23 protein-coding genes are annotated in these 24,198 nt (G+C 43.3%); 12 read left to right on the top strand and 11 right to left on the bottom strand.

The genetic code is table 11. The annotated features are described in order from the left end of the window. Positions 1–211: 211 nt before the first annotated feature. Positions 212–631 (top strand): hypothetical protein, encoded by a 420-nt coding sequence (locus tag BSZ04_RS16560; protein ID WP_151899066.1) that lies wholly within the window; start codon positions 212–214, stop codon positions 629–631. 498 nt (positions 632–1,129) lie between these two features. After that, positions 1,130–2,623, top strand: a complete 1,494-nt coding sequence (locus BSZ04_RS16555) for a lytic polysaccharide monooxygenase (RefSeq protein WP_476726721.1) — start codon at positions 1,130–1,132, stop codon at positions 2,621–2,623. Between the two features lie 73 nt (positions 2,624–2,696). Here BSZ04_RS16555 and BSZ04_RS16550 read toward each other — a convergent pair whose 3' ends face one another. Further along, a complete protein-coding gene (locus BSZ04_RS16550) occupies positions 2,697–3,614 on the bottom strand; it encodes a universal stress protein (RefSeq protein ID WP_088880878.1) in 918 nt (305 codons plus the stop codon). Between the two features lie 251 nt (positions 3,615–3,865). On the opposite strand from BSZ04_RS16550, the gene BSZ04_RS16545 reads away from it, so the two are divergent. Further along, positions 3,866–4,957 (top strand): linear amide C-N hydrolase, encoded by a 1,092-nt coding sequence (locus BSZ04_RS16545; protein ID WP_088881623.1) that lies wholly within the window; start codon positions 3,866–3,868, stop codon positions 4,955–4,957. 44 nt (positions 4,958–5,001) lie between these two features. On the opposite strand, the gene BSZ04_RS16540 is transcribed toward BSZ04_RS16545, so the two are convergent. Beyond that, positions 5,002–6,282, bottom strand: coding sequence for a mechanosensitive ion channel family protein (locus BSZ04_RS16540; protein ID WP_088881622.1), 1,281 nt, complete (start codon positions 6,280–6,282; stop codon positions 5,002–5,004). Positions 6,283–6,574: 292 nt separating this feature from the next. On the opposite strand from BSZ04_RS16540, the gene BSZ04_RS16535 reads away from it, so the two are divergent. Together BSZ04_RS16535 and BSZ04_RS16530 are read left to right on the top strand one after the other, a co-directional pair. Then, on the top strand, positions 6,575–7,135 hold the full coding sequence (locus BSZ04_RS16535; RefSeq protein ID WP_088880877.1) for an HdeD family acid-resistance protein: 561 nt from the start codon (positions 6,575–6,577) through the stop codon (positions 7,133–7,135). Positions 7,136–7,328: 193 nt separating this feature from the next. Next, positions 7,329–7,748, top strand: a complete 420-nt coding sequence (locus tag BSZ04_RS16530) for a cupin domain-containing protein (protein WP_088880876.1) — start codon at positions 7,329–7,331, stop codon at positions 7,746–7,748. A 75-nt stretch (positions 7,749–7,823) separates the two neighbouring features. Here BSZ04_RS16530 and BSZ04_RS16525 read toward each other — a convergent pair whose 3' ends face one another. After that, positions 7,824–8,729 (bottom strand): DMT family transporter, encoded by a 906-nt coding sequence (locus BSZ04_RS16525; protein ID WP_088880875.1) that lies wholly within the window; start codon positions 8,727–8,729, stop codon positions 7,824–7,826. A gap of 121 nt (positions 8,730–8,850) precedes the next feature. Between BSZ04_RS16525 and BSZ04_RS16520 the strand changes: the two genes are divergently transcribed. From BSZ04_RS16520 to BSZ04_RS16495, 6 genes are all read left to right on the top strand, one after another. Continuing rightward, a complete protein-coding gene (locus BSZ04_RS16520; RefSeq protein ID WP_088880874.1) occupies positions 8,851–9,333 on the top strand; it encodes a MarR family winged helix-turn-helix transcriptional regulator in 483 nt (160 codons plus the stop codon). Positions 9,334–9,594: 261 nt separating this feature from the next. Then, on the top strand, positions 9,595–10,029 hold the full coding sequence (locus BSZ04_RS16515; protein ID WP_010448194.1) for an Mpo1 family 2-hydroxy fatty acid dioxygenase: 435 nt from the start codon (positions 9,595–9,597) through the stop codon (positions 10,027–10,029). A 103-nt stretch (positions 10,030–10,132) separates the two neighbouring features. After that, a complete protein-coding gene (gene cyaB / locus BSZ04_RS16510) occupies positions 10,133–10,681 on the top strand; it encodes a class IV adenylate cyclase (protein ID WP_045386001.1) in 549 nt (182 codons plus the stop codon). Between the two features lie 136 nt (positions 10,682–10,817). Then, on the top strand, positions 10,818–11,147 hold the full coding sequence (locus BSZ04_RS16505; protein WP_010448190.1) for a hypothetical protein: 330 nt from the start codon (positions 10,818–10,820) through the stop codon (positions 11,145–11,147). Between the two features lie 247 nt (positions 11,148–11,394). Beyond that, entirely contained in the window at positions 11,395–12,009 is a 615-nt protein-coding gene (locus tag BSZ04_RS16500) for a sugar O-acetyltransferase (RefSeq protein ID WP_010448188.1), read from the top strand. 184 nt (positions 12,010–12,193) lie between these two features. Continuing rightward, positions 12,194–13,132: a DMT family transporter gene (locus tag BSZ04_RS16495; protein ID WP_088880873.1), complete on the top strand. Its 939-nt coding sequence runs from the start codon at positions 12,194–12,196 to the stop codon at positions 13,130–13,132. A 62-nt stretch (positions 13,133–13,194) separates the two neighbouring features. Here the strand turns inward: BSZ04_RS16495 and BSZ04_RS16490 are convergent, their stop codons facing one another. From BSZ04_RS16490 to BSZ04_RS16480, 3 genes are read right to left on the bottom strand one after another with little or no spacing between them, the layout of a single operon-like run. Next, positions 13,195–14,247: a porin family protein gene (locus BSZ04_RS16490; protein WP_088880872.1), complete on the bottom strand. Its 1,053-nt coding sequence runs from the start codon at positions 14,245–14,247 to the stop codon at positions 13,195–13,197. Between the two features lies 1 nt (position 14,248). Continuing rightward, the gene (locus BSZ04_RS16485) at positions 14,249–14,734 is read right to left on the bottom strand and encodes a hypothetical protein (protein ID WP_088880871.1); all 486 of its coding nucleotides are present in this window, start codon (positions 14,732–14,734) and stop codon (positions 14,249–14,251) included. A gap of 11 nt (positions 14,735–14,745) precedes the next feature. Beyond that, complete coding sequence (locus tag BSZ04_RS16480) at positions 14,746–17,850, bottom strand: response regulator (RefSeq protein ID WP_088880870.1); 3,105 nt, start codon at positions 17,848–17,850, stop codon at positions 14,746–14,748. Between the two features lie 253 nt (positions 17,851–18,103). On the opposite strand from BSZ04_RS16480, the gene BSZ04_RS16475 reads away from it, so the two are divergent. Next, positions 18,104–18,490 (top strand): ATP-binding protein, encoded by a 387-nt coding sequence (locus BSZ04_RS16475; RefSeq protein WP_071235416.1) that lies wholly within the window; start codon positions 18,104–18,106, stop codon positions 18,488–18,490. A gap of 21 nt (positions 18,491–18,511) precedes the next feature. Here the strand turns inward: BSZ04_RS16475 and BSZ04_RS16470 are convergent, their stop codons facing one another. The 5 genes from BSZ04_RS16470 to BSZ04_RS16450 all read right to left on the bottom strand — a co-directional run bounded on the left by BSZ04_RS16470 (position 18,512) and on the right by BSZ04_RS16450 (position 24,174). Beyond that, positions 18,512–19,144 carry a sugar transferase gene (locus BSZ04_RS16470; RefSeq protein WP_010448176.1) on the bottom strand — a complete coding sequence of 211 codons (633 nt, stop codon included), beginning with the start codon at positions 19,142–19,144 and terminating at the stop codon, positions 18,512–18,514. 10 nt (positions 19,145–19,154) lie between these two features. Next, positions 19,155–20,345 (bottom strand): glycosyltransferase family 2 protein, encoded by a 1,191-nt coding sequence (locus BSZ04_RS16465; protein WP_088880869.1) that lies wholly within the window; start codon positions 20,343–20,345, stop codon positions 19,155–19,157. Beyond that, on the bottom strand, positions 20,342–21,448 hold the full coding sequence (locus tag BSZ04_RS16460) for a glycosyltransferase (RefSeq protein WP_088880868.1): 1,107 nt from the start codon (positions 21,446–21,448) through the stop codon (positions 20,342–20,344). The genes BSZ04_RS16465 and BSZ04_RS16460 overlap by 4 nt, the downstream gene beginning before the upstream one ends. Before the next feature lie 183 nt (positions 21,449–21,631). Further along, complete coding sequence (locus tag BSZ04_RS16455) at positions 21,632–23,059, bottom strand: GumC family protein (RefSeq protein ID WP_088880867.1); 1,428 nt, start codon at positions 23,057–23,059, stop codon at positions 21,632–21,634. Further along, positions 23,056–24,174 carry a glycosyltransferase gene (locus BSZ04_RS16450; RefSeq protein WP_088880866.1) on the bottom strand — a complete coding sequence of 373 codons (1,119 nt, stop codon included), beginning with the start codon at positions 24,172–24,174 and terminating at the stop codon, positions 23,056–23,058. The genes BSZ04_RS16455 and BSZ04_RS16450 overlap by 4 nt, the downstream gene beginning before the upstream one ends. Positions 24,175–24,198 lie beyond the last annotated feature (24 nt).

Raw genomic sequence — 24,198 nt, 5'->3', positions numbered from 1 at the left:
GTTTGTATCTCTCTTTCAATATATTCACTCCTTTGTTTTTCATTTCATCCGTTTGACGAGAGAGATAATAAATTTATTTCGGAGTATTTATACGGATAACAGTTATTCAGATTTGAACGAAAAAAAGACCAAACATGAATATCTCTTATTCATATTCATTGAGTTCACTGGAGTATAGGGTTAGATCATATATTTACATGTGAGGATGACCATGAATTCAAATCTAACTTTAGAAGAAGAACTTTACCAAACAACGATTTACCTCAATGATAGACCATATAAGGTGCTTGATACCGGAGAGGGAGAGTGCATTATTAACATTGTCAGTGGAATCGAGGATTACCTAATAACAGTCTCTCGCTTCCCACAAAACCAAAGAGTGATTATTGTTGATATAGCGGATGTCTTGAACGGTAAGCAACATGATAGTGAGACTATAGAAAGAGCATTAGCTAATGATCTTCACTTGTTGTTTGACGTGTTTTGGTTGGAGGAAGTCAAAATTCATTCGGAGATAGATAGTCTCAATATGAATGCGATATATGACGTGGTAAGAATAAGAGATTACTCTCGATCGTTGTTGAGTTTCGAACAACAGCTCGAAGAGAAGAAGTTAGATGCTATTCGTTGACTCTGACTTACCTGAATATCCTATTTTACATTATCACTGATATTATTGGGTGAAAGCATAACTACTATCTTGGTTAAAATTGCAATTCATTGATCTTAATTATATTAGGCTTATTTCAATTAGGGTTTTAAATTATAAAGACTTGCTAATTTTATTGGAATGTAACTCACACTAAATAATGATGTTATTGGTTGGCTTAGATGTGTTCGCTTGTAGTGTGTTTTATCTGCATATACGCCACTTTATGTGTATTTCTTGACTGTAAGTTTATGTTTTTAAAGGTTGTCATGTTTAGGTTAGGAGTGTGTTATACAAAATCCAAATATTTAAAATTGTGATATTAATTCCTTTAGATAAATGTGGGGCTTTTATTGAAATTAGTTACGTATATTATTTTTTACTGTTTTCTGATTAAAACTATAAGCGCGCAATAGGTGATAGCGGATATAAAACGTCTGTTAGATCTTATTTGTACCATAAATGGAAGAGAGTGAAAAAGTGAAGGCAAATAATAACATTCTTAAAGCAGCAGTGGGTATGGCAATGCTATCCGGTCTGCCTACAGCGGCACATGCTCACGGTTGGACCGAGTTTCCGAGTGCTCGTCAAAATACATGTTATGAACAAGGCGGAATTTGGTCGGGTAATCCACCAAATGCAGCTTGTGCTCAAGCAAAAGAAATCTCGGGTACTTACCCGTTTGTTCAGCGTAATGAATACGCCAAGAACATTACTGACTACAACAATATCGCAGCAGTAAAAGCGGCGATCCCTGACGGCACATTGTGTTTTGCAAATGACCCTCAGAAAAAGGGCATGGGTGCACCACATACAGCTTGGACTCGAACAGAACTCAACACGGGTTCATTTGAGTTTGTATTCAACGCCACTGCACCACACAACCCATCATTCTGGGAATTTTACCTAACCAAACCAGACGCGGATCTGAGCAAAGCGCTCGCGTGGGGTGACCTAGAGCTTATTCAGAAAGAGGGCAATGTTCCTGTTGAAGGTGGTAAGTACCGCATGAACGTTACCATTCCTTCTGACCGTTCAGGTGACGCAATTCTATTTGTACGTTGGCAGCGTGATGATGCTGCGGGTGAAGGTTTCTACAACTGTTCAGACATTACTATTGTGGGTGGTGAAACGCCTCCACCTGAACCAACACCGCAACCTGATCTTGTAAAAGGTGACTTGTACATTCCCGTTGATTTCATCGGTCCTGATCTGGGTGACACGGTTAAGTATGACATCATCAATAAGTACGGCGATGTTGCCCGTAGCTTTGATATTGAAGTGAATTCATCCAACATCAATGACTGGCAGCGTCTGTTGGCATCAGAGATCAACGGATGGCATGCTGAGTTCAAAGATGGAGCGGTATTCATTGGTGATTGGCATGAAGAGATGTCTCACTACATGTACTTCCAAAACGATCCTTCACGTAACTTCTTCAACTCAAAAGATAGCCGTGCATCGGGTGTGATCTCAGTAATTGATGGGGACGATGGTACGGTTGAGCCTCTAACTGGTGAACTCTACGAGCTGGTTAAGAGTGATAAGGTCGTAAACGCAGGTGACAAAGTGGTTATTGCAACTAGCGAAGCAGCGAACCTAACGCAAACTCAAGGTTCTGCAGTTAGCATTCAGAACAATGGCACGGCTTCTATCGTCGTTGATACAACGGCAGTCACACAAAATGAAACACTTTCGTTTGTTGCCAATGCGGTCAACAGTGAACGTAAAGAGACATTCACATTTGAAGTGATTGCAGACGAAGGCAGTGTAGATCCAGAACCAACACCAGACCCAGATCCAACGCCAGATCCAAGTGGCGACGAATGGGATAAGGCAAAAACTTACTTAGGTGGTGAAGTGGTGTCTTACGCTGATGGAAAATGGAAAGCCCAGTGGTGGATTCAAGGTGGTGATGATCCACAAACGACTTACCAAAAAGACCAATGGGGTGTTTGGCGTCCGGCTAATTAAGACCTGAATTTTATGCTAATAAATCAGGCCACTTTCATCATGGATTGAAGGTGGCCTGATAAAAGTTGTAACGTTATTTAATTGGAGATACAAACCCTTCTGGCTTGAGCGCAACTAAAGAGCACCTGATCGCTTGAAGGATATTTTCTGCAGTGTTACCAATAACGAGCCCTTGAATACCTGAGCGTGCAATGGTTCCCATCACCAATGTATCAACGTCTTCGTTGTCTACCCAACGGGGTATAAGTTCTTCAGCTGAGCCATGTAAGTGGTGCACTTTGATATCTCCAGAAATTCCAGACTTTTCAATCAACTCATTAAGCTTCTTCTGATGTTCTCCTTTCATCGCTTGAACTTGTTTATCAAGTATTTGGTCATCAACGTGTATCCAAATATGATGTCGTAAATAACTCTCCATTAGGAAATCCCAGCAGGAGATAATTTCTAATGTCCCGCTGCATGTATCAGCGATGGATCGTGCCGTTCTAAGAAGCTCAATGGCGAGTTCCATTTCTTCATTATTCTCGACATCTGGCTCTATAGCGACTGCGACTTTTTGGTCTGCCATCTGTTTGCTGTGTCTTCGGCTTATCCAAACGGGGCAAGGACATTTGCGTAGCAACTTCATATCAAGTGCTTTAAAGCCTTTTTGGTCGTCAGATGCTGGTTCAGCTTCTTTAAAAACCAAATCGTGGTTACCACTTAATACATGTTGAATAACACTCACCGCGGGTTTTGTATTGCTTTCGATATCGATTGGAAATGAGTTAAGGTCTTGACCGATTGATGAAAGTTCAGCGTTAACGGTGTTTACTAAAGATGTTTGGTAAGTCTCCTTATATTCACTCATGCTAGACGGGAGCGCAGGGCAAGTAATTAGGCCACTGATTTTGGCGTTGTGAAGCTGGGAGAGTTTGAGGGCTTGATCCAGCGAGTTGTTTTGGCTGGCCAATCCGTGGCTAACGAACAAAATATTCTGAAATTTACTCATAACGACCTCCTTTTTCATAAGTGTGGTGCGTCATTACACATAATTCCACACGAAAAATGTGTTTTATTTTGGGGTAAATCAAAACTTGCTTATATACCCAAGTGACTTCAGGAGGCAGGGTTCAGAAGGTTGTTATTTCATAAAGGAATTATAGTTGTTTTTTATTCCACTAATTTAATATGTTTTTGATTGTAAGTTGTTTAAAAAGGAATACAATCGCGAATTATTACCCCTCCTTGGTGGATCTAAAAATGATAAAGAAAACCCTCCTAGCTATGGCACTTTCAGCCAGCATTATCGCGCCAGCAAGTGCTTGTACTGGCATCTCTCTTTCTACTACTACAAACGACCATATTCACGCTCGAACGATTGAGTGGGGTGAGAGCGATCTAAACAGCAAACTGATCGTTGCTCCTCGAGATTATTCGTTTACTTCAACCATGCCAGACCAAAAACAAGGGTTAAGCTGGAAGAGCAAATACGGGTTTGTTGGTATTTCGGTGAGTGATGACCGTTTTATTGGTGAAGGCGTGAACGAAGAAGGGTTAACGGCAGGTTTGTTCTACTTTAAAGGATACGGATCGCTAAAGGCGTACAATCCAAAAGAGCGTACAAACAGTATTGCTGACATGGATTTTGTTCGTTGGATGTTATCGCAATTCAAGACGGTTGATGAAGTCAAAACCGCAATGAAAAACATCGATATTGTTCCTGTTTACATTGATGAAAAAGGGCAACCATCACCAACTGGACATTGGCGTGTTACCGACAAAGCGGGTAACAACATCGTGATTGAGATTATGGATGGTGGTCAGGTACACATCTACGATAACGAAGTGGGGGTACTGACCAACTCGCCAACTTTCCCATGGCAAGTAACGAACTTGAACAACTATATTCACCTTCAGCCGGGCACCAGTGCACCGACTAAGTTTGGTGGTGTAGAAGCGAGATCTTTTGGTATTGGTTCTGGCTTTTTAGGTTTGCCGGGAGATATCACACCACCATCGCGTTTTGTTCGTGCGGCATTCTTTGTTAATACAGCGCCAGAATCGAAAACCTCGCAAGAGGGGGTATCGCAAGCATTCCATATACTGAACAACTTTGATATTCCGATTGGTACTGAGTTTAGTTCTGAATATCGAGAGCATATCCCTGATTTACCAAGTGCTACGCAATGGACTTCGGTCATTGACCAAGGTAATGGAGCGCTTTACTACAAAACGATGCACGACAGCAGGATTAAGAAAGTTGATTTGACTAAAATCGACTTTAACCAAAAGCAAGAGTTAAAACGCAAACTCGATAATGGCTCATTCACGATAGAGAATGTGGAACTCTAAACATTCCCGAATGGGGGGCTTAGCGGCCCCCATATTTTAATTGCTCAGTTGAATGATGAAGTGCTGTTGGCTCGAGTTAGGTGGGTAGCATCGTTGCTCGTTAACATTTGGTATGGACGCAGACCAAACAGTGGCATGATGGAATAGATATGATCGAACAGATCCGCTTGTACGCCTTCATAGTAAGCCCAGTCAGTATTGTTGGTAAATGCGTAAACCTGTAACGGAATACCTCCTGGTGTCGGCTCTAACTGTCTCACCATGATCAGCATGTACTGATGAATGTCTTTGTTCGCTTTCAGGTAAGCATTAATGTAAGCGCGGAACATACCCAAGTTGGTCATTTGGCGTAGGTTGCCAAAGGCTGGCTCTTCACTCATTTCTTCATTGTAATCGTTGATTTCACGCGATTTCTCATAAATGTACTGGCGAAGGATTCGGATGCTTTTTAGCTTTTCAATTTCTTCATCAGATAAGAAGCGAATCGATGTGACATCGACATTCACAGAACGTTTGATACGGCGACCACCAGAATCTGACATGCCTTGCCAGTTAATAAAGGCATTTTGCACTAGGGCATAAGCTGGAAGCATACTCACTGTGTTGTCGAAGTTTCGAACTTTTACTGTAGTGAGTGAGATTTCTTCTACTGTGCCGTTCGCGCCGTAAGAGTCCATTTGAATCCAATCGTTCAGGCTGATCATGCGGTTTGCAGATAGCTGAATACCTGCAACAAACCCCAATATCGTGTCCTTAAACACCAACATGACGAAGCCCGTCGCAACACCCAAACCGGAGAGGAAAATTACTGGTGATTCGTTGGCGAGAATCGACATGGAAACCACGACACCAACGAAGAAGGTGAACAGCTTAATCAGTTGGACGAAGCTTTTGATCGGCATTCTTCTTGTGATGCCTTTAAATGTTGCAATGTCATTTAATGCGTCAAGCAGGGCAAAGATCATCCAAATAAAAATGACCAAAATAGAGATACTAAGAATCCGGTCAAAGATGTTGGCTAACCAGTCGTAATGACCAACGGCGAGAGGGATAAAGACATCCAACACCATGATTGGGATCAGCAGTGAGAGTTTTTCTAAGACATCATATTTCGCCAAACTTTCAGCGAGCGGTTTATTGGCTTTTTGCAGAACATTGTTCACCGACCGAACGATCAGATGATGAACTATCAGGTAACTGATCGCTGCAGCGGTTAAGCTCGCAAGAATAAAAACGGTTGTGAGCTCGACGCCATAAGGGTCGCTATTGATGCCCACGGAACTGAGTTTGTCTGCAATAAAGGTGCGAATGTGATGATCGAGCAAAATGTCATCCTCAAAATGTAGCCTGAATGAAGAAGTGAGAACTTCTGCGGAGAAGTCAGGCAACAGGCCTTAGAAAGCCGCTAATCCTACTCTCCATCTCTATGTTTTGCACTGGTTTAATCCAGCAATCTTGAAACTTATTATTCAAAAATAGCGTATAGGCGAAGATGTGATACAGGTTTAACATCAAATTATGAAAACGGGACACGTTTTTCTGCTAAGTCTGTGAACTCTAAATGTTTTATTAGACTAGACTGAAAAGGCGGCTCGCGTTTAATTCAAGAGGCATTCAATGGAAAATTCTAATCAATCACAACAGCCTACTTTTTTGTCTAAAGGCTGGAAATACTTTGTTATCGTTGGTGTCATTATCTCTTTAATGGGCATTGGTGCTATGAGCTTGCCGGTGCTTGCGGGCGTAACGATCTCGACCATCGTGGGTGCGGTACTGTTGTTCAGTGGTTTGGTTCAGGCATACCACACATTTTCTATTAACGTGTGGAAAGAGAAGCTTTGGTACGTTTTAAGTGCTGTGCTGTATATTGTCGGTGGCTTGTTCATTCTGTTTAAACCGCTGGCAGGTTTGGTAACCATTACGATGTTGATGGTGATCGTGATGATTCTTAATGGCTTAACCCGTGTGTTCTTCGGCTTAAGCAATCGAAGTTTACCAAGCAGCAATGTAATCGTGTTCAGTGGCGTGATTTCGGTTCTGATTGGTGGCTACTTCTTTATGCTGCTCGATGATCCTGCGTTCTCGACTACATTGTTGGGCTCTTTTGTTGGCATCTCATTATTGATTGAAGGCATTAGCTTTATCTTTATGGGGATGCAAATGAAGAAGCTCTCTTAATGAGCGTTATCTAGCATCTCTAGGTTAAATATTACAAAGTGCCTGCCGGTTCGGTGGGCATTTTTTATGGCTAAGTAAAATTGGGTACAAGCAAAACCACGGTTTCCCTCACACATTTGTCCTTCAAATCAGGCTCATATTCAAATCTCTCTTACTGTTTAATCAAAGGTTATCAATAAGCAGGGAGAGGACTTTGAAACCAATTCAAACAGCAACGATAGCACTTGCTTTGACGCTTGGCTCTGCGTGGGCAGACAATCATTTGCCAGATTCAGTTGAAGCGGAAGTGATGTTAAAAACAACAACCAGCTGGGATGGCGCAGAATTACCCAGTTATCCGCAAGGGCAGCCTGAAGTCACTATCGTAAAAATCACCGTACCAAAAGGCGTGCAGTTGCCAATGCATCAGCACCCAGTCATTAATGCAGGTATTGTGCTGAAAGGGGAAATCACGGTCACCAAGAAAAGTGGAGAAAAGATCATACTTAAAGCTGGCGATGCGATTGCTGAAGTCGTTGAACAGTGGCACTTTGGGGCGAACACAGGTGATGACCCCACCGAGATCATAGTGTTTTACGCTGGGGTGAAAAATGAGCCGATAACGGTGAAGTGAGTTGCGAAACAACAAAAAGCCCGAGTATCTACACGGGCTTTCTATGTGAATGGGAAGTTCTGCTAACGTTCTGCGTTATTTGGATTCACAAGCTTTAGCGTGGTTGGTATTGCGCTTTTCTTTAAATGACAGAACCAATTGAGGCACAAGTGACATGGTAATCATGCCGATCATTAGGCTGTATTGAATAGGCGTGAAGCTTTCACCCATCAAAATCAGACCTGATACAATGCCTGCAACAGGGTTGGCAATGCCACCAAACGTGAAGTCAACAACTGACATACGTTGCAACAACCATACATACATGCCGTAGCCAAGTGCCGTGTTGAGTACGATTACCCACAGCAACCCACTTACGTTTCTTAATGAGATGTTTTGGACAGCTTGAACGTATGGCTCAGGGTTAATGCTTGCTAGTACACCTGCTGCGATAGATAAAATCACGCCGCCTAAAATAAGTTGCCAAGTGAGCACCGTCCACCAATGCATTCTTGAACCTAAAGACTTAGTTACGCTGCTGCCAATGACAATACACATAATGGCAGACAACATTGCCACTAAACCGACCGGGTTTAGCCTAATCGAGCTTGGGTCGAACAAGAACCAAGCCAGTGCGATAAGGGTGGCACCACTGATCCCTTGAATAAGACTCGGTTGGCGCTTGTAAACCACCCAACCAAACAGCATGGCAAAGACAGGCACAGAAATCATACCCACACCAGAGATTGCAGAAGGTAAGGTTAACGCCATCACGAAAATGAGACCGAAAAAGAGGGCGATGTTAATCGTGCCAAGTACAAGCAAGATCTTCCAATCTTGTTTCTTTGGTAATGAAGGTTTGATAGCAAGTAGTAATAGACCAGCTGGCAATGCTCGTAGTGCACCAAGTAACACTGGCGGCCAGTCTGGCAAAGTAAACTGTGTCACGGCGTAAGTGGTGCCCCAGAAAAACGCCGGAATCATCGCGAGTAAAATGTTCATGTTAAATATCTTTACGTTGAGATAATTTATTGTAAAGGTACGCTCGTTATTGCTTCTTGTAAAGTATCTTTATGTTAAAATAAATTCGTCAATCAAAATGTCTTTGGAGATGAAAGGATAAATGGACGCAATTGATAGAGTGGTAAGTCAGTGGGCCAAGGAAAAGCCTGAGCTCGATACCGAGCCGATGGCGATCATGGGACGTCTAATGCGGATTGCCAAGCATATGGAAAACCACGTTGCCGAAGTTCATAAGCGTTATGATCTCAAAATGGGTGAGTTCGATGTATTAGCCACGTTGCGTCGTAGCGGTGAACCTTATCGCTTAACTCCATCGGAGTTGATCTCATCGATGATGCTGACTTCTGGTGCGATGACCAACCGACTCGATAAGCTAGAAAAGAAAGGCTTGATCGATCGAGAGCACAGTAAAGAAGATCGCCGCAGTGTCACTGTTCAACTTACTTCAAAAGGGTTTGAGTTGATCGATGTGCTTATTGAGCAGCATTTACAAGCACAACATGAATTGATGGGGTCGCTGACCAGCGATGAAAGAGGGCAGGTTAATCAGGCATTAAAGCTGTTACTGCCTCAATATGAGTAACTAAGCTCCATAGGTTTCGGATTGGGATGAATCATGGACATTGAAGAGCTAGAGCAGTTTGTCAGTACGTTTATGTGAATGCTCATATGATCTAGTGGTCGCCAAATTAATCAAAGCTCAGCGTATTTCATTTTGATATCAGTAAGATAGTTTGTTCTTGGTCACAGATACTTCGCTTATCGCCAATATCAACAAACAAAAACTCGCACCTTTAACTCGCACCGACTATATAAATGTTAAGGCGATGTTAAAGGTGAAGTTATGCGTGCACTCTCTGAATGGTTAGAAGCCTACGGTGAAAGCCATCAAAACCCTATCAACCAGAAAATTCATAAAGTTGCTGTCCCTGGTATCTTTCTGTCTGTTGTGGGGCTGATTTGGTCGATTCCGCAGATTCCTTTGTTTGGATTCAATCTCAATTGGGTATGGCTGGCGGCGGTACCCGCGTGGATCTTTTATTTCCGACTTTCCCTAAGCGTGTTTATGATGATGATTGGCTACACCGTCGCATGTATTGGCTTGATATGGTCGATGGACATCCTTGGTTGGCCAGTACTTCACATCTCAATGCTGTTATTTGGTGTCCTTTGGATATTCCAGTTTATCGGACACAAGATAGAAGGGAAGAAACCCTCCTTTTTTGAAGATCTACAGTTTCTATTAATTGGTCCTATTTGGGTGTTTCGCAAACATTAAAAGAAAGGTCTGTTTATCAGATTCGCCATCTAGGCTGTGTTACCATCCTGCTGCTTTGAAACGCCCAGAGGTATGAGGTGTAAAGCAGTAGCGAGGTCGTCACATGAGTGCAGAGCAGCATTTTCAAGGTCAGTTTGAAGTCGAATTGAAATACCGCGTAGAAGATAAACAAGCTTTTTTAGCGGTGCTGGGTGGTTTAGAGCATGAAGTCATGTTTGAAGACAATCAAGAGTCTGATTGGTTCTACGACACGCCAGAGCGAAAACTCAGTGATGAAGGGAAAAGCCTTGTGATTCGAGAGATCGAACCTTCAGGCATCAAACTTTGGATTGTAAAAGGCCCAGAAAAAGATCGCTGCGAAGCCACCGATATCACCAAGTCTCATGCCGCGAAAAGTATGCTGGAAAACATGGGGTACGAAGTGATTCTTCAGACCAAAAAAGTGCGCAGCATTTACTTTATTGGTTCGTTCCATATTACTCTCGACCATCTAGAAGGCATTGGACATTTTGCCGAGTTCGCCATTATGACGGATGACGAAAGTGCGCTTGCTCGTTATAAGCAAGAGTTGGAAGCACTTGCTGCACGATTTGGTTTGGACGAGTCGCACAAGGAGCGCCGTTCATATAAGCAGATGTGGCAAACTGAGTAAAATCCACGTCATTTCTTATTGGTCTGACAAGTAACTTCCTCCAAGGGCACTATGATTAGAGTAGTGTGAAAGCGCTGTGTCTACGTTCTTAATAGATGCAAGTAGCTAGTGACAATGTCACGGATTCGGAGGGGCAATGTACAACCGCGAACACAAATACGTGTATTGGCGAGAAGAGCGAAAGAAAGGCAAATGGCACTACATTGTGAAGTCTTTCTTGATGATCTGCTGTGCATTGCTGGTTGGCAAAGTCATTGGGTTGTTCGTCTTTGGCGAGCTGCAAACCCTCAGAGATATCACGGAGCAGCTTCCAGCCGACCTGTTTATCATGATGTTGGTGGGCTTTCCGATCAGCGTGATTGGCTGGTATCACGAAGAATCTAAATTTTTCCGTGCATTAAAGCGCCGAAATAAGAAATTCAAAGCACGATTAGAAAACCGAAATCAAAAAAATAAGTCCGGTTGATAAGGTGCTGCAATATTCGAGGATTGCGGCTTTTTTAATCGTATGTTTCGTATCTTGTATCTCATTCCTGTACTTTCTTGCCATTGTGCATCTAATCAAGGTGCGTTTGCATCGCGTCAAATTGTGTACCTGATGGCATTATTCATTTCTGATTGCGATACGGTGCTACTTTCATGATTTTTGCCAAGATTTTGTTATTGGCTCTTTGCTAGATTTCCCCAAAGAACATCCCTCTATAGGAAATATAATGGATAAGAAAGCCATGCTACACAGCCAGCAAGTGTACTTTTGTGATGACGAAGAGTTGGCGGCAATGCAAACCGAATGTCTAGAGACTTTATATGACTATAACCAGACACGCCCGTCAGAAGGTGAAAAACGCGTTGAGATTATGCATCGCCTGTTCGCGTCAGTTGGGAAGAATTGCTATATCGAGCCACCATTGAGAGCGAATTGGGGCTGTCATACTCACCTTGGTGATAATGTTTATGCCAATTTCAATCTAACGTTAGTGGATGACACCCATATCTATATCGGTGACCACGTAATGATTGGGCCGAATGTCACTATCGCGACCGCAGGGCACCCAATTGACCCGGATCTAAGGCGCGACGTGGCGCAGTTTAATATCCCTGTTCATATTGGAAACAACGTCTGGATCGGGGCCAACTCTGTGGTGTTGCCGGGCGTGACGATTGGTGAAAACTCGGTGATTGGTGCTGGTAGTGTGGTGACAAAGGATATTCCAGCCAACGTTGTTGCGGTTGGTAATCCGTGTCGAGTACTACGAGAGGTCGGACAACACGATAAAGAGTACTATTTTAAAGACCGTAAGCTTGAACAAAATATATTCAACGGTTAGCCTAAACTCTCTACTTTACTAGGAAACTAGAATGATCCTACGCACAACTAACCTCTGGTGGCTCCTCCTCCCTTTGCCAAGCAGTCGGTAGGTTGAGTTGTGCCTGGCTGCGAGTAGATGCAGCCTGAGTCGTATTCTATCTCGTAGCCTTGTTTGAACATGAAAACATCATCAAGGAGAGAAAATGAATACGGCATCTGAACCCAGCCCCCATGCTGAAAGTCAGCCTCAAAAGCGAGCGGTGAGTGCAATCACATTAGGCGTAATGTTCGCACTTGCAGGCACTCTGTTGTTCTCGATTAAACCTATTTTCGTCAAAATGGCGTATCAATATGGCGGTGATGCAGTCAGCATCATGACGCTCCGAGCCATCAGTTCGCTGCCTATCTATCTTTGTATTCTCTTTTGGATGTTGCGCCGGTGTGAGCAGCGAGCACATGTAAAGCAGCATGGAGTGAAAGCAGCCGCCATTGGTGTGTTGGGGTATTATCTCGCAAGCTATTTAGATATCACAGCGCTTAACTATATTTCAGCCCAGTTAGAGCGGTTATTGATTTTTCTTTTCCCTACTTTTGTTGTTCTGATTATGTGGCTTAAGGAAAGACAAGCCCCGAAGCGCAATGTTTTGATTGCAGTGATGCTGGGGTATGTTGGTGTGGGCTTGATTGTCGCGCATGATCTTTCCCAATACGGCGAACAAATTTGGTTTGGCGGTGGGTTAGCGATTTTGTCGGCGTTTGTTTTTGCGGTGTACCTGGTGCTGAGCAAAGGCTGCATCGCCAAGTTAGGCAGCACCATCTTTACCAGTATTGGGATGGGGAGTGCGGGTGTCGCTATTCTCATTCACTTGTCATTCAGTGAGTTGGAATTGCACACCATGGGGAAAGAACTGATCATTGTTGGCGTACTATTAGGTTTGTTCTGTACCGTCATTCCTTCCTATATGATCGCAGCAGCAATGGCTCGTTTGCATCCTGCGCACTTAAGCTTAGTCAGTAATGTCGGTCCTGCTATGACGGCGCTGTGCGCGATTGTCATACTAGGAGAAGCATTCACTTGGTATCACGCGATTGGCATGGTGCTGACGATTGCGTCTGTGGTGGTGATTAATCGTGGCAAGTAGCGAAAAGAAACAGGCAAGTCGTGTAGAACGGGCAGGTCGAAAAAGTTCGACCTGCCAAGTGCCTAAAAGACGAAGTTCACCATAATGGTGTACATGTTTGCGTCATCGTCTTCTGGAGTATCAACAAACGCACCAGAGGCATTGCGATAGGCTTTGAAGTGTTGCCATTCTGCATTAAGTGACACGTTGTAGTGGAGATCGTATCTCACACCTAATAAATAGCTGTCACCATCTTTGTGCTCTTGGTCATCAAATTGTTGGCCATACGTCGCGTAGGGCGTGAACTCGTTGAGGTTGTAAGAACCTTGTATATACCATGCAGAGGCAATATCGTTGGTTTGACCTTCGACTGTTAAGGTGAGGGCATCTAGCTCATACACGGCCCCGAGCGAAAATAGCTGAATTCTTTGGTCTGTCTCTTTCATGGCCACGTTAACATTCGTGAGTATAGTTTCCAGATCGTAATTCGCATCAAGATAGCCAAAATTCCAGCGATAATTGTCGCCACTAAGGACGAGGTTAATGCCGTACATGCCATCGGTCGTGAACTTCAGTTCAGTGGTGTCGTTGTAATCAACACTGCTGTCGTCTTTAAATCCGATAAATGGTGTTGTTGTTAAAGTGAGGCTTTCATTTATATCGTGATTCCAAAGAACGGAGAGTCCATTGTATGCGGTAATACCAAGAATACTGTCATAGACTTCATTAGGCGGGCGAGCTGGTGTAAATGCATGGCCGACAAAGTAATACTCAGATGCTAAGAATAGGGGCATTCTTAGTCGCCCCCCACGAAACTCGACGTTCTCATACGTGTAAGCAATATAAGCCCATTCTAACTGAGGATTACTCCAGTGATCCTGAGGTCGTTTGACCACTTGAGCAGAGGCTTTAAAGGCATCGTAATAGAAGTCGAGTTGCAGGCCGAACGTGGTGTCACAATCGTAGCAGTTATTGTCGTTAATAAATCGATTCACGAGAAGTGGCATTTCATTGTCAGATGACGCCCACGAAGTCGAGCCAAACCCGCTAAGCGTTAGGTTGTCAGTAATCTCGATCGCTGAGTAACTTGGAGCCGTGATACAAGAAACAAATAATGCAATCAGTGTTTTCTTCATATTATTTCTCCGAACTTACTACGTAGAGGATTTGCGCATTTGATGGGAGGCTACTGACGGGGGCGTAACCAATGCGATTTGGCTTTTCTTTCATCCATTCTAAAAGCGTGTCTATGTTTGAGTTATCAATGACTTTCGGTGGGCGTGCTTTGCCTGAAAACGATAAGCTGGCCCAATGCGCGTTCATTTGTGCAATGTTCTTGTTGAGCAAGTAACGATAAAACTCAGAACGCTCAGATGACGTATCTGGCCAATCTGCAAGTTCAACGCGATGGCCTTGTAGGCGTTTTGTTTTTCCTCGATATAACTTGCGGGCTTTCGTAATGCTCAGTTCAATAAACTCCGAGTTTAGGGAAAAAATCGCATAGCTGTCCGCCGCGAGCGCTTTACTATCAAAAGAAAGAAACACAGCGAGTGAGACAAGTACACTCAACAGCACTTTAAGTATTCTTCTATTCTTCTCTAAGATATGGATATCCATAACCATTACCTTATTCGTTAAATGACGCTTTCAATTTGGTGAATCAGCTTTTCTTTACGTATTGGCTTCGGTACGTATGCGTCCATACCAGAATCAAAACAGCGTTGAATATCGTCGTCCACCACACTTGCTGTCAGTGCAATGATTGGTGTTTTAGATAGGCCAGAGTCTTGTTCAAACTGTCGAATTTCTCGGGTTGCTTCAAATCCATCTTTTATTGGCATCATGCAATCCATCAAGATAATGTCGAATCCTCTATCTTGTTGGAACATATCTACGGCAACTTGCCCATTTTCCGCGATTTCAAACTGATAACCAGCTTTACTGAGTAGGAGTGAAGCGACTTTTTGGTTCACGTTATTGTCTTCAACCAGCAAAATTCTTCCGTTTTTGTTTACTGTGTTTTTGGGCGACTCTTCTATGGTCGAAGTGGCTGCGGCCTCTGGCTTATCAGCGATGGCTTGTAACATTTTGTCTTGAAGAAGATTGGCTTTAAATGGTTTTGCCATGTAATCAGTCATACCTACGTTAAAGCACTTCTGGATGTCGTCATCCACTACGCTAGCAGTGAGCGCGATAATAGGGATCTTAGGTTTGTTCTGTTCGGCTTCAATTTGACGGATACGTTTTGTCGCTTCGAAGCCATCCATAACGGGCATCATGCAGTCCATTAAGATTAAGCAATACTGATTGGCTTGGTACAGCTCAAGCGCTTCCTGACCGTCATTTGCGAAATCAAAGTCGAATCCAGCTTTGCGTACGTGCAGCCCCGCTATTTTTTGGTTCACATTGTTATCATCCACAATGAGAACTTTCCCGGATGTTGGCAGGTTTTTAGTGTGAAAATCAGCATCAAGATGGGGTGATCTCGCCATGCATGTCTTGATTGCTTTGGCAAGTCGTTGGCCAAGAAGTGGCTGCGTAATCACTGCACTGATATTTTTCTCAAAATCAAATTGCTCACTGTGAAGGTGGCGAATGAGGCATACATGAATATCACAGGCTTCTAGCTGTCGGAAATAAGATGTCTGCTTGTTGGCACAGTTAGGTTCACTTTCTACATAAACTAAAACGCTACTTGCTGGTAGTTGCGTAGCAACAGGTTTATCGATGCAACGGTAGTGTGTCGAAGAGCAAGCGATATTGTAAAAGCTCAATTCGTTAATCAATCGTTCACCAAAGCTAGAATCATCATAGAGTAGGGTAACGGGCTTGCTTGCTTCCGTATTACTGATGTTCTCATAACGAGCTTGTTGAATATCGAGTTCAAGTTCGAAGTAGAATCGGCTACCAATCCCTTTTTTCGAATCTAGTTTTATTTTCCCTCCCATCAACTCCACCAGCTGCGTACTGATAGCTAAACCCAGCCCAGTTCCGCCGAACTGTCGTGTGGTTGAATCATCTTCTTGAGCAAAGGGTTCAAAGATATTCCTTTGCTGTCCTTCATCAATCCCGATACCGGAATCCGACACTGAGAACTCAACGTTTGCTTTTGTTCCGGCAAGCTGCTTTGTTTCGATGGCTAACTGTACAAAGCCTTTATCGGTAAACTTCACTGCGTTTGAGATAAAGTTCATCATAATCTGGCGTAAGCGATGATCGTCTATCATCACTCGGTACGGGGTATTTGGACTGATAGAGACATCTAGCACAATGCCTTTCTCTTTCGCTTTCGGGGATACGATTGAGGCAATGTCGTATATGGATTCACGGATACAGGTAGAGTGTGGGCTGATGAGTAACATGCCTGACTCAATCTTGGAGAAGTCCAATATGTCATTGATTAAGCTGAGAAGCAGATGTGAAGAGGTTTCAATGGTGTCAACGTAATCGAGCTGTGTTGCGGTGAGAGGCGTTTCAGAGAGTACTTCGGAAATACCAATCACGCCGTTTAATGGTGTTCGGATTTCGTGTGACATATTGGCAAGGAAGCTACTTTTGGCCTTACTTGCTTGTATCGCGTCATCTTTTGCTTGCTCTGCGTCTTCCTTCGCTTGCTTGAGTTTGATACTTGCTTCCTGCCGCTCGTAGCTTAGGCGTTGAACTTCTTTCGCAAATTGGCTGAGCTCGTCTTTTCCTTTTACTATCTGTTTGAGACTGTCATCTTGCTTTGAGTCATCTCTTTTTAGAAACTTGAGGACAAGCTTGAGATCTTGAGTCACTTTCTGACTAAGCTTTAATACCGAATAAATGACTAATAATGTCATTAACCCAATGATAAGTATGAAAATCAACTGCTCTCGTTCTGCTTTTCTAATTGCACTTTCTACATCATGAGTTAACTGCGCTTTAATTGTAGTATCAACGTTGATGAGGAGCTCTAACCTTGTTTTTAGTGCTTGTAGTCCTGTTTCAATTTCAAGGGAAGAGAGCTCATCAAGATCACTACGATTTAATAGGTAAATGCGAAAATCCTGGCTTTGCACAAAGGCATCACTGGTAAAGGTATCGAGAAGAAGAGAGACCTGTTCTTGGTTAGCATTCAGATTAAGGAATCGCTCTAAAAATAGTTGTTGGCTCTGTATGAGCGAAAGAATAGTGCTACGAATTTCGTCGTCGTACTCACCTTGTTGTGCACTTTGTACGAGGACTTGGCTAAGTCTGTTCTCTTCATTAGACCAAAACAGTAGCCATTCGAGCTGGGTTAGGGCTGTTAAATGGTCTTTGATTTCCGGTGTTGCATTAGTGAATGGGACTTTTTCTAACTCAATTAAGAGTTGTTTGTAGGCGTCAGATACCCACTCACCTAAATCAAGTCTGTCTTCCGAGACGGTCGTTTCAACCAGAGATATTGTGCTTTCTTTTAAATCGGCTAGCGCATCTTTCGCATCAACGTGTGTGCTATTGAACAATGTCGGAGTTATTGTAGATAAATCTGATATTCGGTACTTAATGTCGGTTATAGGAGACACGGCATTACTGTCCTGAGTGATTTGGTAAATCTCTGACATCTTATCGACATACTTTGAGAACAGCTCTGCTCGTTGTAGTGTATTGGCTTGCTCAGAGAGGCTTAGTACTTGTTGAGTGGCCAGTATAAGCAACATACATATAGGCAGTAATACCAGGCTAATAAGTTTATGCTTAACAGAAAAGTTGTTCCAAGAAATCGCTCGCGCCACTGTTTACATCCATATAAAACTAGTTGATATGAAAAGTGTAGTTTATTCTTAATGATGTGCATGATTACAATAAGATAGTAGAACCCAAATCACACCTTAGATCTAACGGTCGCTTTATTGATGCCTATGCTCGTTTTACAGGTCTATATAGAGTGCATGTATAAAGTGATCGGAATAAAAAGTTGCTTCACCATGAAATCAAGTTGGTGTTAAATACGCTCCGGCCAAGTCTTTATAAAGTGAACTCAAGAGTATGACTGCAAAACTAATTTTAATTCGAGGCCTTCCTGGTTCGGGCAAATCGACGTTGGCTCGAAAACTTGCGGTTCAGCAAGATGCTAAGCACTTTGAAGCGGATATGTTCTTTGAAACAGATAAAGGGGAGTACCAGTTTGACGCTCAACTCCTTGGGGATGCTCACCAATGGTGCTTTTCGCAAACAAAGAAGTGGTTAAAGCGAGACCGTGTTGTCATTGTCAGCAATACTTTTGTGCAACGTTGGGAAATGCAACGCTACTTAGATTTGTGTAAAAGCGAAGGCATTCCTGTAGAGATTCATATTTGCACTGGTGAATACCAAAGTGTTCATGGTGTCCCAGTGGCGACCATCGATAAAATGCGCCGCCAATGGCAAGACTAATGTACAAGTGAGCACGAGTTTCTATTGACCTCTACCATCAATCATCACAACTAAAGTTCTTGTCATTATAGAGATGTCCGTAGTAATCCAGCTTTTGTACGAATCCAAACTCAGCGCATAGCTATGGTCGAATGCGACTTTTCTTCTGACATCTTCAATGCATGAGTCATATCCTTGATTGACCTGCGCTAACCCTGTAATACCAGGCAATACGCCATAGGTGCGTTCGACAAAAAATGGAATTTCATCTTCTAGTTTTTGGTAAAAGTCAGGGCGCTCGGGTCTAGGGCCGATTAATGACATCTCCCCCTTTAGTACATTGAAAAGCTGTGGAATCTCATCAAGTCGGGTTTTGCGAAGAACACGCCCCACAGGTGTAATTCTCGGATCGTTCTTGCTTGCCCACACTGCGCCGGAACGTTGCTCTGCATCCACATACATGGTACGAAACTTCATGATATTGAATAAATCCATTTGATCTGGCGTTGAGCGCCCAACGCGAAGCTGGCGATATATCACAGGCCCTTTAGAGCTACTTATTATCGCGAGTGCTATTAATGGAAATAAGGGTAGTGTGATTAACAAAATAACCAATGAAATAACCACATCGAAGATACGTTTTGAGTTGCGAATTCTTGATTGTACTGACTTCATAATGTTCTCCTTAGTGGTGCACGCGAGTCCAACGGTGACGCTCTAAACCTAACAAATATCTTAAACCGCCAATAAAATTAGCGTAGTGTCCTACCAACAAGTAACTGCCTAGTTTCAAGGGTTTGCTGATGAGGTGCTGAGGAATGAAATGTGCAATTGCGAAAACGGAGTAAACCACTATTTGAGCAATAAGGATGTACTGGAACAGCCAGTATTCCATCAATGCTATTGAACAAGCGAAGCTCATCAGCATTAAATACGGAATGGCGACTCTCAGCGCTTTTCCAGAGAAAAAGGTAAAGGCTGTTCCTCGATACCTCGGCTTTAGTAACTGGTGAAGCTTGATCAGTTGCTGCATGTTACCTGCCGAAATACGAAGTCGACGTTTAAAGTCCATTTTGCTGTCACTTTGTTCAAGTTCAAGTGCTCGCATTTTAGGTTCGTAAATCGCGTGTTTCCCTTTTGCGACAATGTTCATCGGTAATACAAAGTCATCATTAATAATGTTGCCTGCCAGCGGAGAAAAGAGTTCGGTACGGAAAGCGTAGAATGCACCGTGAGAACCAATAGAAGAGCCAACAAGAGATTCAAAGTACTTTAGGTTGCTTTGATAATGCCAATACTTTACTTCGCCTGGATTTTGAGAGTTAAGTAATTGATAGGCAGCATTGACCACCCCCACTTGTCGGTTTCGAAAGTGATGAGCAGCGATTAGTAAGGAGTCGCATGAAATCAACGCGGAGACATCACTAAGAACGGTAATATCGGAGGTTACCGTCGGAACGAGATCATTAATAACCGCGACTTTCCCTCTATTCGTTGAGAAGTTTTGAATGATAAACAGAGTATCTGCGCAGGTTGCTTCTTGTATGGTTTGCTCTGCAATCTCTACCGTGCGATCTACACAGCCGTCACAAGCGATGATGATCGACAATTTGCTGCGAGGGTAATCTAAACTAGCGAGGTTTCTGATTTTTTCCGCGATCCACTTTTCTTCATTATAGGCTGGAACAATGATTGTGATGCTCGGTAAAAATCGGTCTGCTTTGCCGTCCACGTAACTACGTGCAAGAGTGTTTGAAGCTGAAGAAACGGCATGTTTTTTAGACAAGAACTTCAACAGTAAAGGGTAACCGATATGGTGGTAAACAATTAAAGTAACGGAAATGCCGAAGGTAATGAACAATGTAATTTCAATCATAGCTGTGCTCCTTCGGTTAGGTTTGAGTAGCGTTTAATCATTTCTCGAATATCAAAGTGGCGCTTAATATGATGTCGAGGTGAGGAGTTAACTGAACTCAGCTGCTGTTGAAGTGCTTTGGCGAGCAGTTCTGCTGCATTTGGTGGCACTAGTACACTGCTATGTGGGCATAGTGTTTCACTGACTGCGCCAACGTCTGATGCAACACAAGGTACGTTACATGCCTGAGCCTCTAAAGTGGAGAGTGGAAAGCCTTCTTGTAGAGATGGAAGACAGAAAAGATCGAGGCTTTGGTAAAAGGTAGGCATATCCTGGACAAGGCCCAAAAAGGAGACTCTATCACTCAATCCCAAAGTCTCGACTTGAGCTCTTAGAGTTGGTAGGCAGCTTCCCATGCCAGCGATTGCCAAATGTACATTTTCGGGTAGTGAGTGAAGCGCTCGGATGAGAATAGAGTGTCCCTTTACGAGTTCTAGTCGCCCAGCGGTACCAATGATTTTTTTATTGGTTGGGAGCCCTAGAGCTTTGCGAGATTGCAGTGGGTGCCCTGCAACAAATCTGTGGCAATCAATACCATTATGAATGGTGTTCACGTCGTGATAATCCAATTTTGAGATGATTTGCTTGGCAACCAGATCGGCGTCGGCGACAACCTGAGGGCGCAGAAGCTTGAGCAAACGTGATTGTAGTCGAGCTGCTTTTCTATTATTCAGATGCCAAGCGTCATGCTCAGTATGAATTAGGCCAGGAGTTGTGGTGATGCGTGCAGCGAGCCCTCCATAGAGCAAAGGGCCGATATGATGGGTATGAACCACATCAGGCTTGAAGCCGGCTATGAACTTGAGTAAGTCATACAAGCAGGAAGGGGAGAAGCCGGGCCTTTTGTCTAAAAATATTAAGCGACTTTGGTATGGCTTCAGATTCGCCCACTTGTTTATTGCGTCGGCTGATGTTCCTTCGAGGCTAACGATCATGACGTGGTCTGAAGCTGGAGCAAAACGTAGCATTTCCAATACCAACATTTCCAAGCCACCAGGAGCTAGGTGCTGTACGACATGGAGTACGTTTCTTTTTTCTTGCTTTGGAGCGACTCTCTTTTTCATTTTACTCACCTATTATGACGTTTCTAGTAGATAACTGCATGAGGTGTGCCAAATTATTTTCTTTTAAAAACAATTACCTATATTTTATTCTGGCTGTTGTCTTATTTTGAGAATCAGAATGGTGAGGTGAGAAAAAACTAAAGCGCCACGAATGGCGCTTAATAAACCCAAATGAGCTTCGGGTTAAGGTTTAACTTGAGGAATTACGGTAATGACCGGGACGCCCAAGCTCTTTACTAAGCTTTGCTTGGAACGAACGGAGTTATCTATTAGTTCTAAAATGGTGGCTAAGCTGATGCCTAACCCAGCGCCGCCAACAAAGCCTAACAATACAAATACAATTGCTGGCAAGTTTGAAGGAGAGCTGGGTACAAAAGGTTCATCAATGACTTTCACTCTTTTTCCTTCTTCAAAGCTACCCAATGAACCAGTGAGTTGTGCCATCTCATAGCGCTCGACAAGATCCTCATAGAGCTCTCGTTTGACCGAGACATCTCGAGCAAGGCGGTTAATGTCTGTCGTTGTGCTACCAAAACGGTTGGCATCATACTCAAGTTCAGTCACCATTTTTTTCAGACTAATGGTTTCCTCTGTGAGTGACTCAAACTTACCTCGCATGATTTGTAACTGATGTAACTGACTGACCAATAGTGGTTGTGCTTCTCCTAATTGGCTGAGCTTGGTGTTGCTGGCGATGTCCCAAAGTTGTGCGCTATTGAGTTCCGGCTGTTTCGATTTGATCAGTATTGAGCGTTCCTGCTCCAACCGCTGGAGCTCACGTAACTTGCCTTGAACAAGGCTGTGAGCTTCTGTATACCTTGCGCGAAGGAGAGTAAGTTCACTGCGGATCTCGATAATCTGTTCTTCTATCTTACCAATCACTGGGTTTGTTTTTGACAACTGTTGGTCTAAGCTGCCAAGGCTTCTTTCTACACCTGCCAGTTCGGCTTCTTTTTCAGCCAAGGTTTGCTTTAAGCTAGCTAAGCGAGCAAGACTTTGAGATTGCATTTCTGGCGTAGCGTGTGAATAGGCATTTTTATATTCGGCATAAGCCAACTCAGCTTTGTCGAGTTGTTCTCTTCGCTTAGTAATATGCATGTTGAGGAAGTGGCTTGAATCCTTAATCGATGAGCGTTCTGGCGCGAGCAACTGCTCAATAAAGTGTTCGCTTACAGAAGTAAGCAGCGTGTCCATTCCTTCTGAGTGAGGGCTTTTTAGCTGAATCTGAATGAAATCTTTACCTAACTGATGAACAGACAACCGGGAGGCTAATTGTCCGATGATATAGTCGCGTTGTGCATCTGTAGTGTGTTGATCGATCAGCCCTTGCTCTGTGGCCACAGAGTAGAGTACGTGGCGACTTTTAAGCAAAGTGCTTAGTGCACTGAGTCGATCTTTGAGCATGGTCGAGACAGCGATGTCTTCAAGAAACGGATTCAATTTCGCTGTTTCTTGTATCAACATGCTGGTATGAGAGATATAGGTTGTTGGCAATAACCTACTCACACCCAAACCGAGAATGGGCAGTATTAACATTGGTAGGACGATCAAATACCTTCTCCGCCAAGCGCCAACTAACATTGCGGTTAGGTTACTCGTTAGGTCGTTCATAGCTGCCTCACTAGTTTATCAATGTATAGCGCTTTGCTATCCCAGCTTTGCTGTTTAACGATACTCATTTTCTCTTTATCAACGGGGACGAGGTTATCCATGCATTTTTTTACATCTGTGGCGTTATTTACAACGTTGATCATCCCTTTATAAGGAACGATAGCGGGAAAGTGTGTGCTGATTACAGGCTTTCCTGCAGCAAGATACTCGAGTAATTTTAGTGGGTTACATGCTCTGATCTGTTTGTTATCGACAAAAGGTAACCAACTTACCGCCCAATGCTGAGAGTATTTAGGCAAATCGGTATGTGGTTTCGGCCCTAGGTAGCGAACATTCGGCAAGTTGGGTAGCAAGTTTGTGGTTAACTCACATGGACCAATAAATACCAATGTCCAGTCTGGGCATTGCAAGGCAACCTGCTTGATTAAGTCGTAATCTAACCAATTGGAAAGGCTTCCGTAAAAGCCAATAACTTTCTCCTTTGGGGATGGTAAGTCATTCGCACTCGGAGTCGGGGTAGAGAATAAGTCATAGTCAACACCATGGGGCACAACAAAGGTTTTTTGCGATGGAAACCTGTCAGCAAGTGATTCACTTGCCACGAGTATAAGGTCGGCGTATTGCACCAAATCCGACTCGTGGCGTATGACGGTCTTGTGATCAACCCCTGCTAATGCAGAAAAATCGTCACCACAGTAATAGACAACACCACTGTTGCTCATTGACTGGCAAACATCTGCAGCAGTAGGTAACGAAGTCCAAAAAATGGGTTTATCGAACTTGAGTTTTTTCAGGGTGTTTGTAAGTTGGAATTTGATCATTTCACAGGCAATACCTCGTGCAAAACGAGTTTTAGGTGCCGGTATGGTGAGGCAATCTACGACATCGATATTGTGAAACTTACTGTTTGAGTAGCTTGCTTCTTTCTTGGAATGAAATCGGCTTTTGACTTTTGAGAGTACCCGTTTTAAATCCTTGGTTGATAAGGTTGGTTGTCGAAGGCCGATAGAGTTAACCCACAGAATGCGATAACTACGGCTAAGTTTCTTGATGATATGCTGAGTCGATGAAGGTAGGCCGCCAAAATCTTCCCCAAAAACCACAATCTCTTTCATAACCGACTCCCAATAAACTTAAAC

This window comes from Vibrio rotiferianus, from assembly GCF_002214395.1.
Lineage (GTDB): Bacteria > Pseudomonadota > Gammaproteobacteria > Enterobacterales > Vibrionaceae > Vibrio > Vibrio rotiferianus.
Note: the sequence above shows the minus strand (reverse complement) of the source record. Positions and strands in the feature narration are given on the sequence as shown.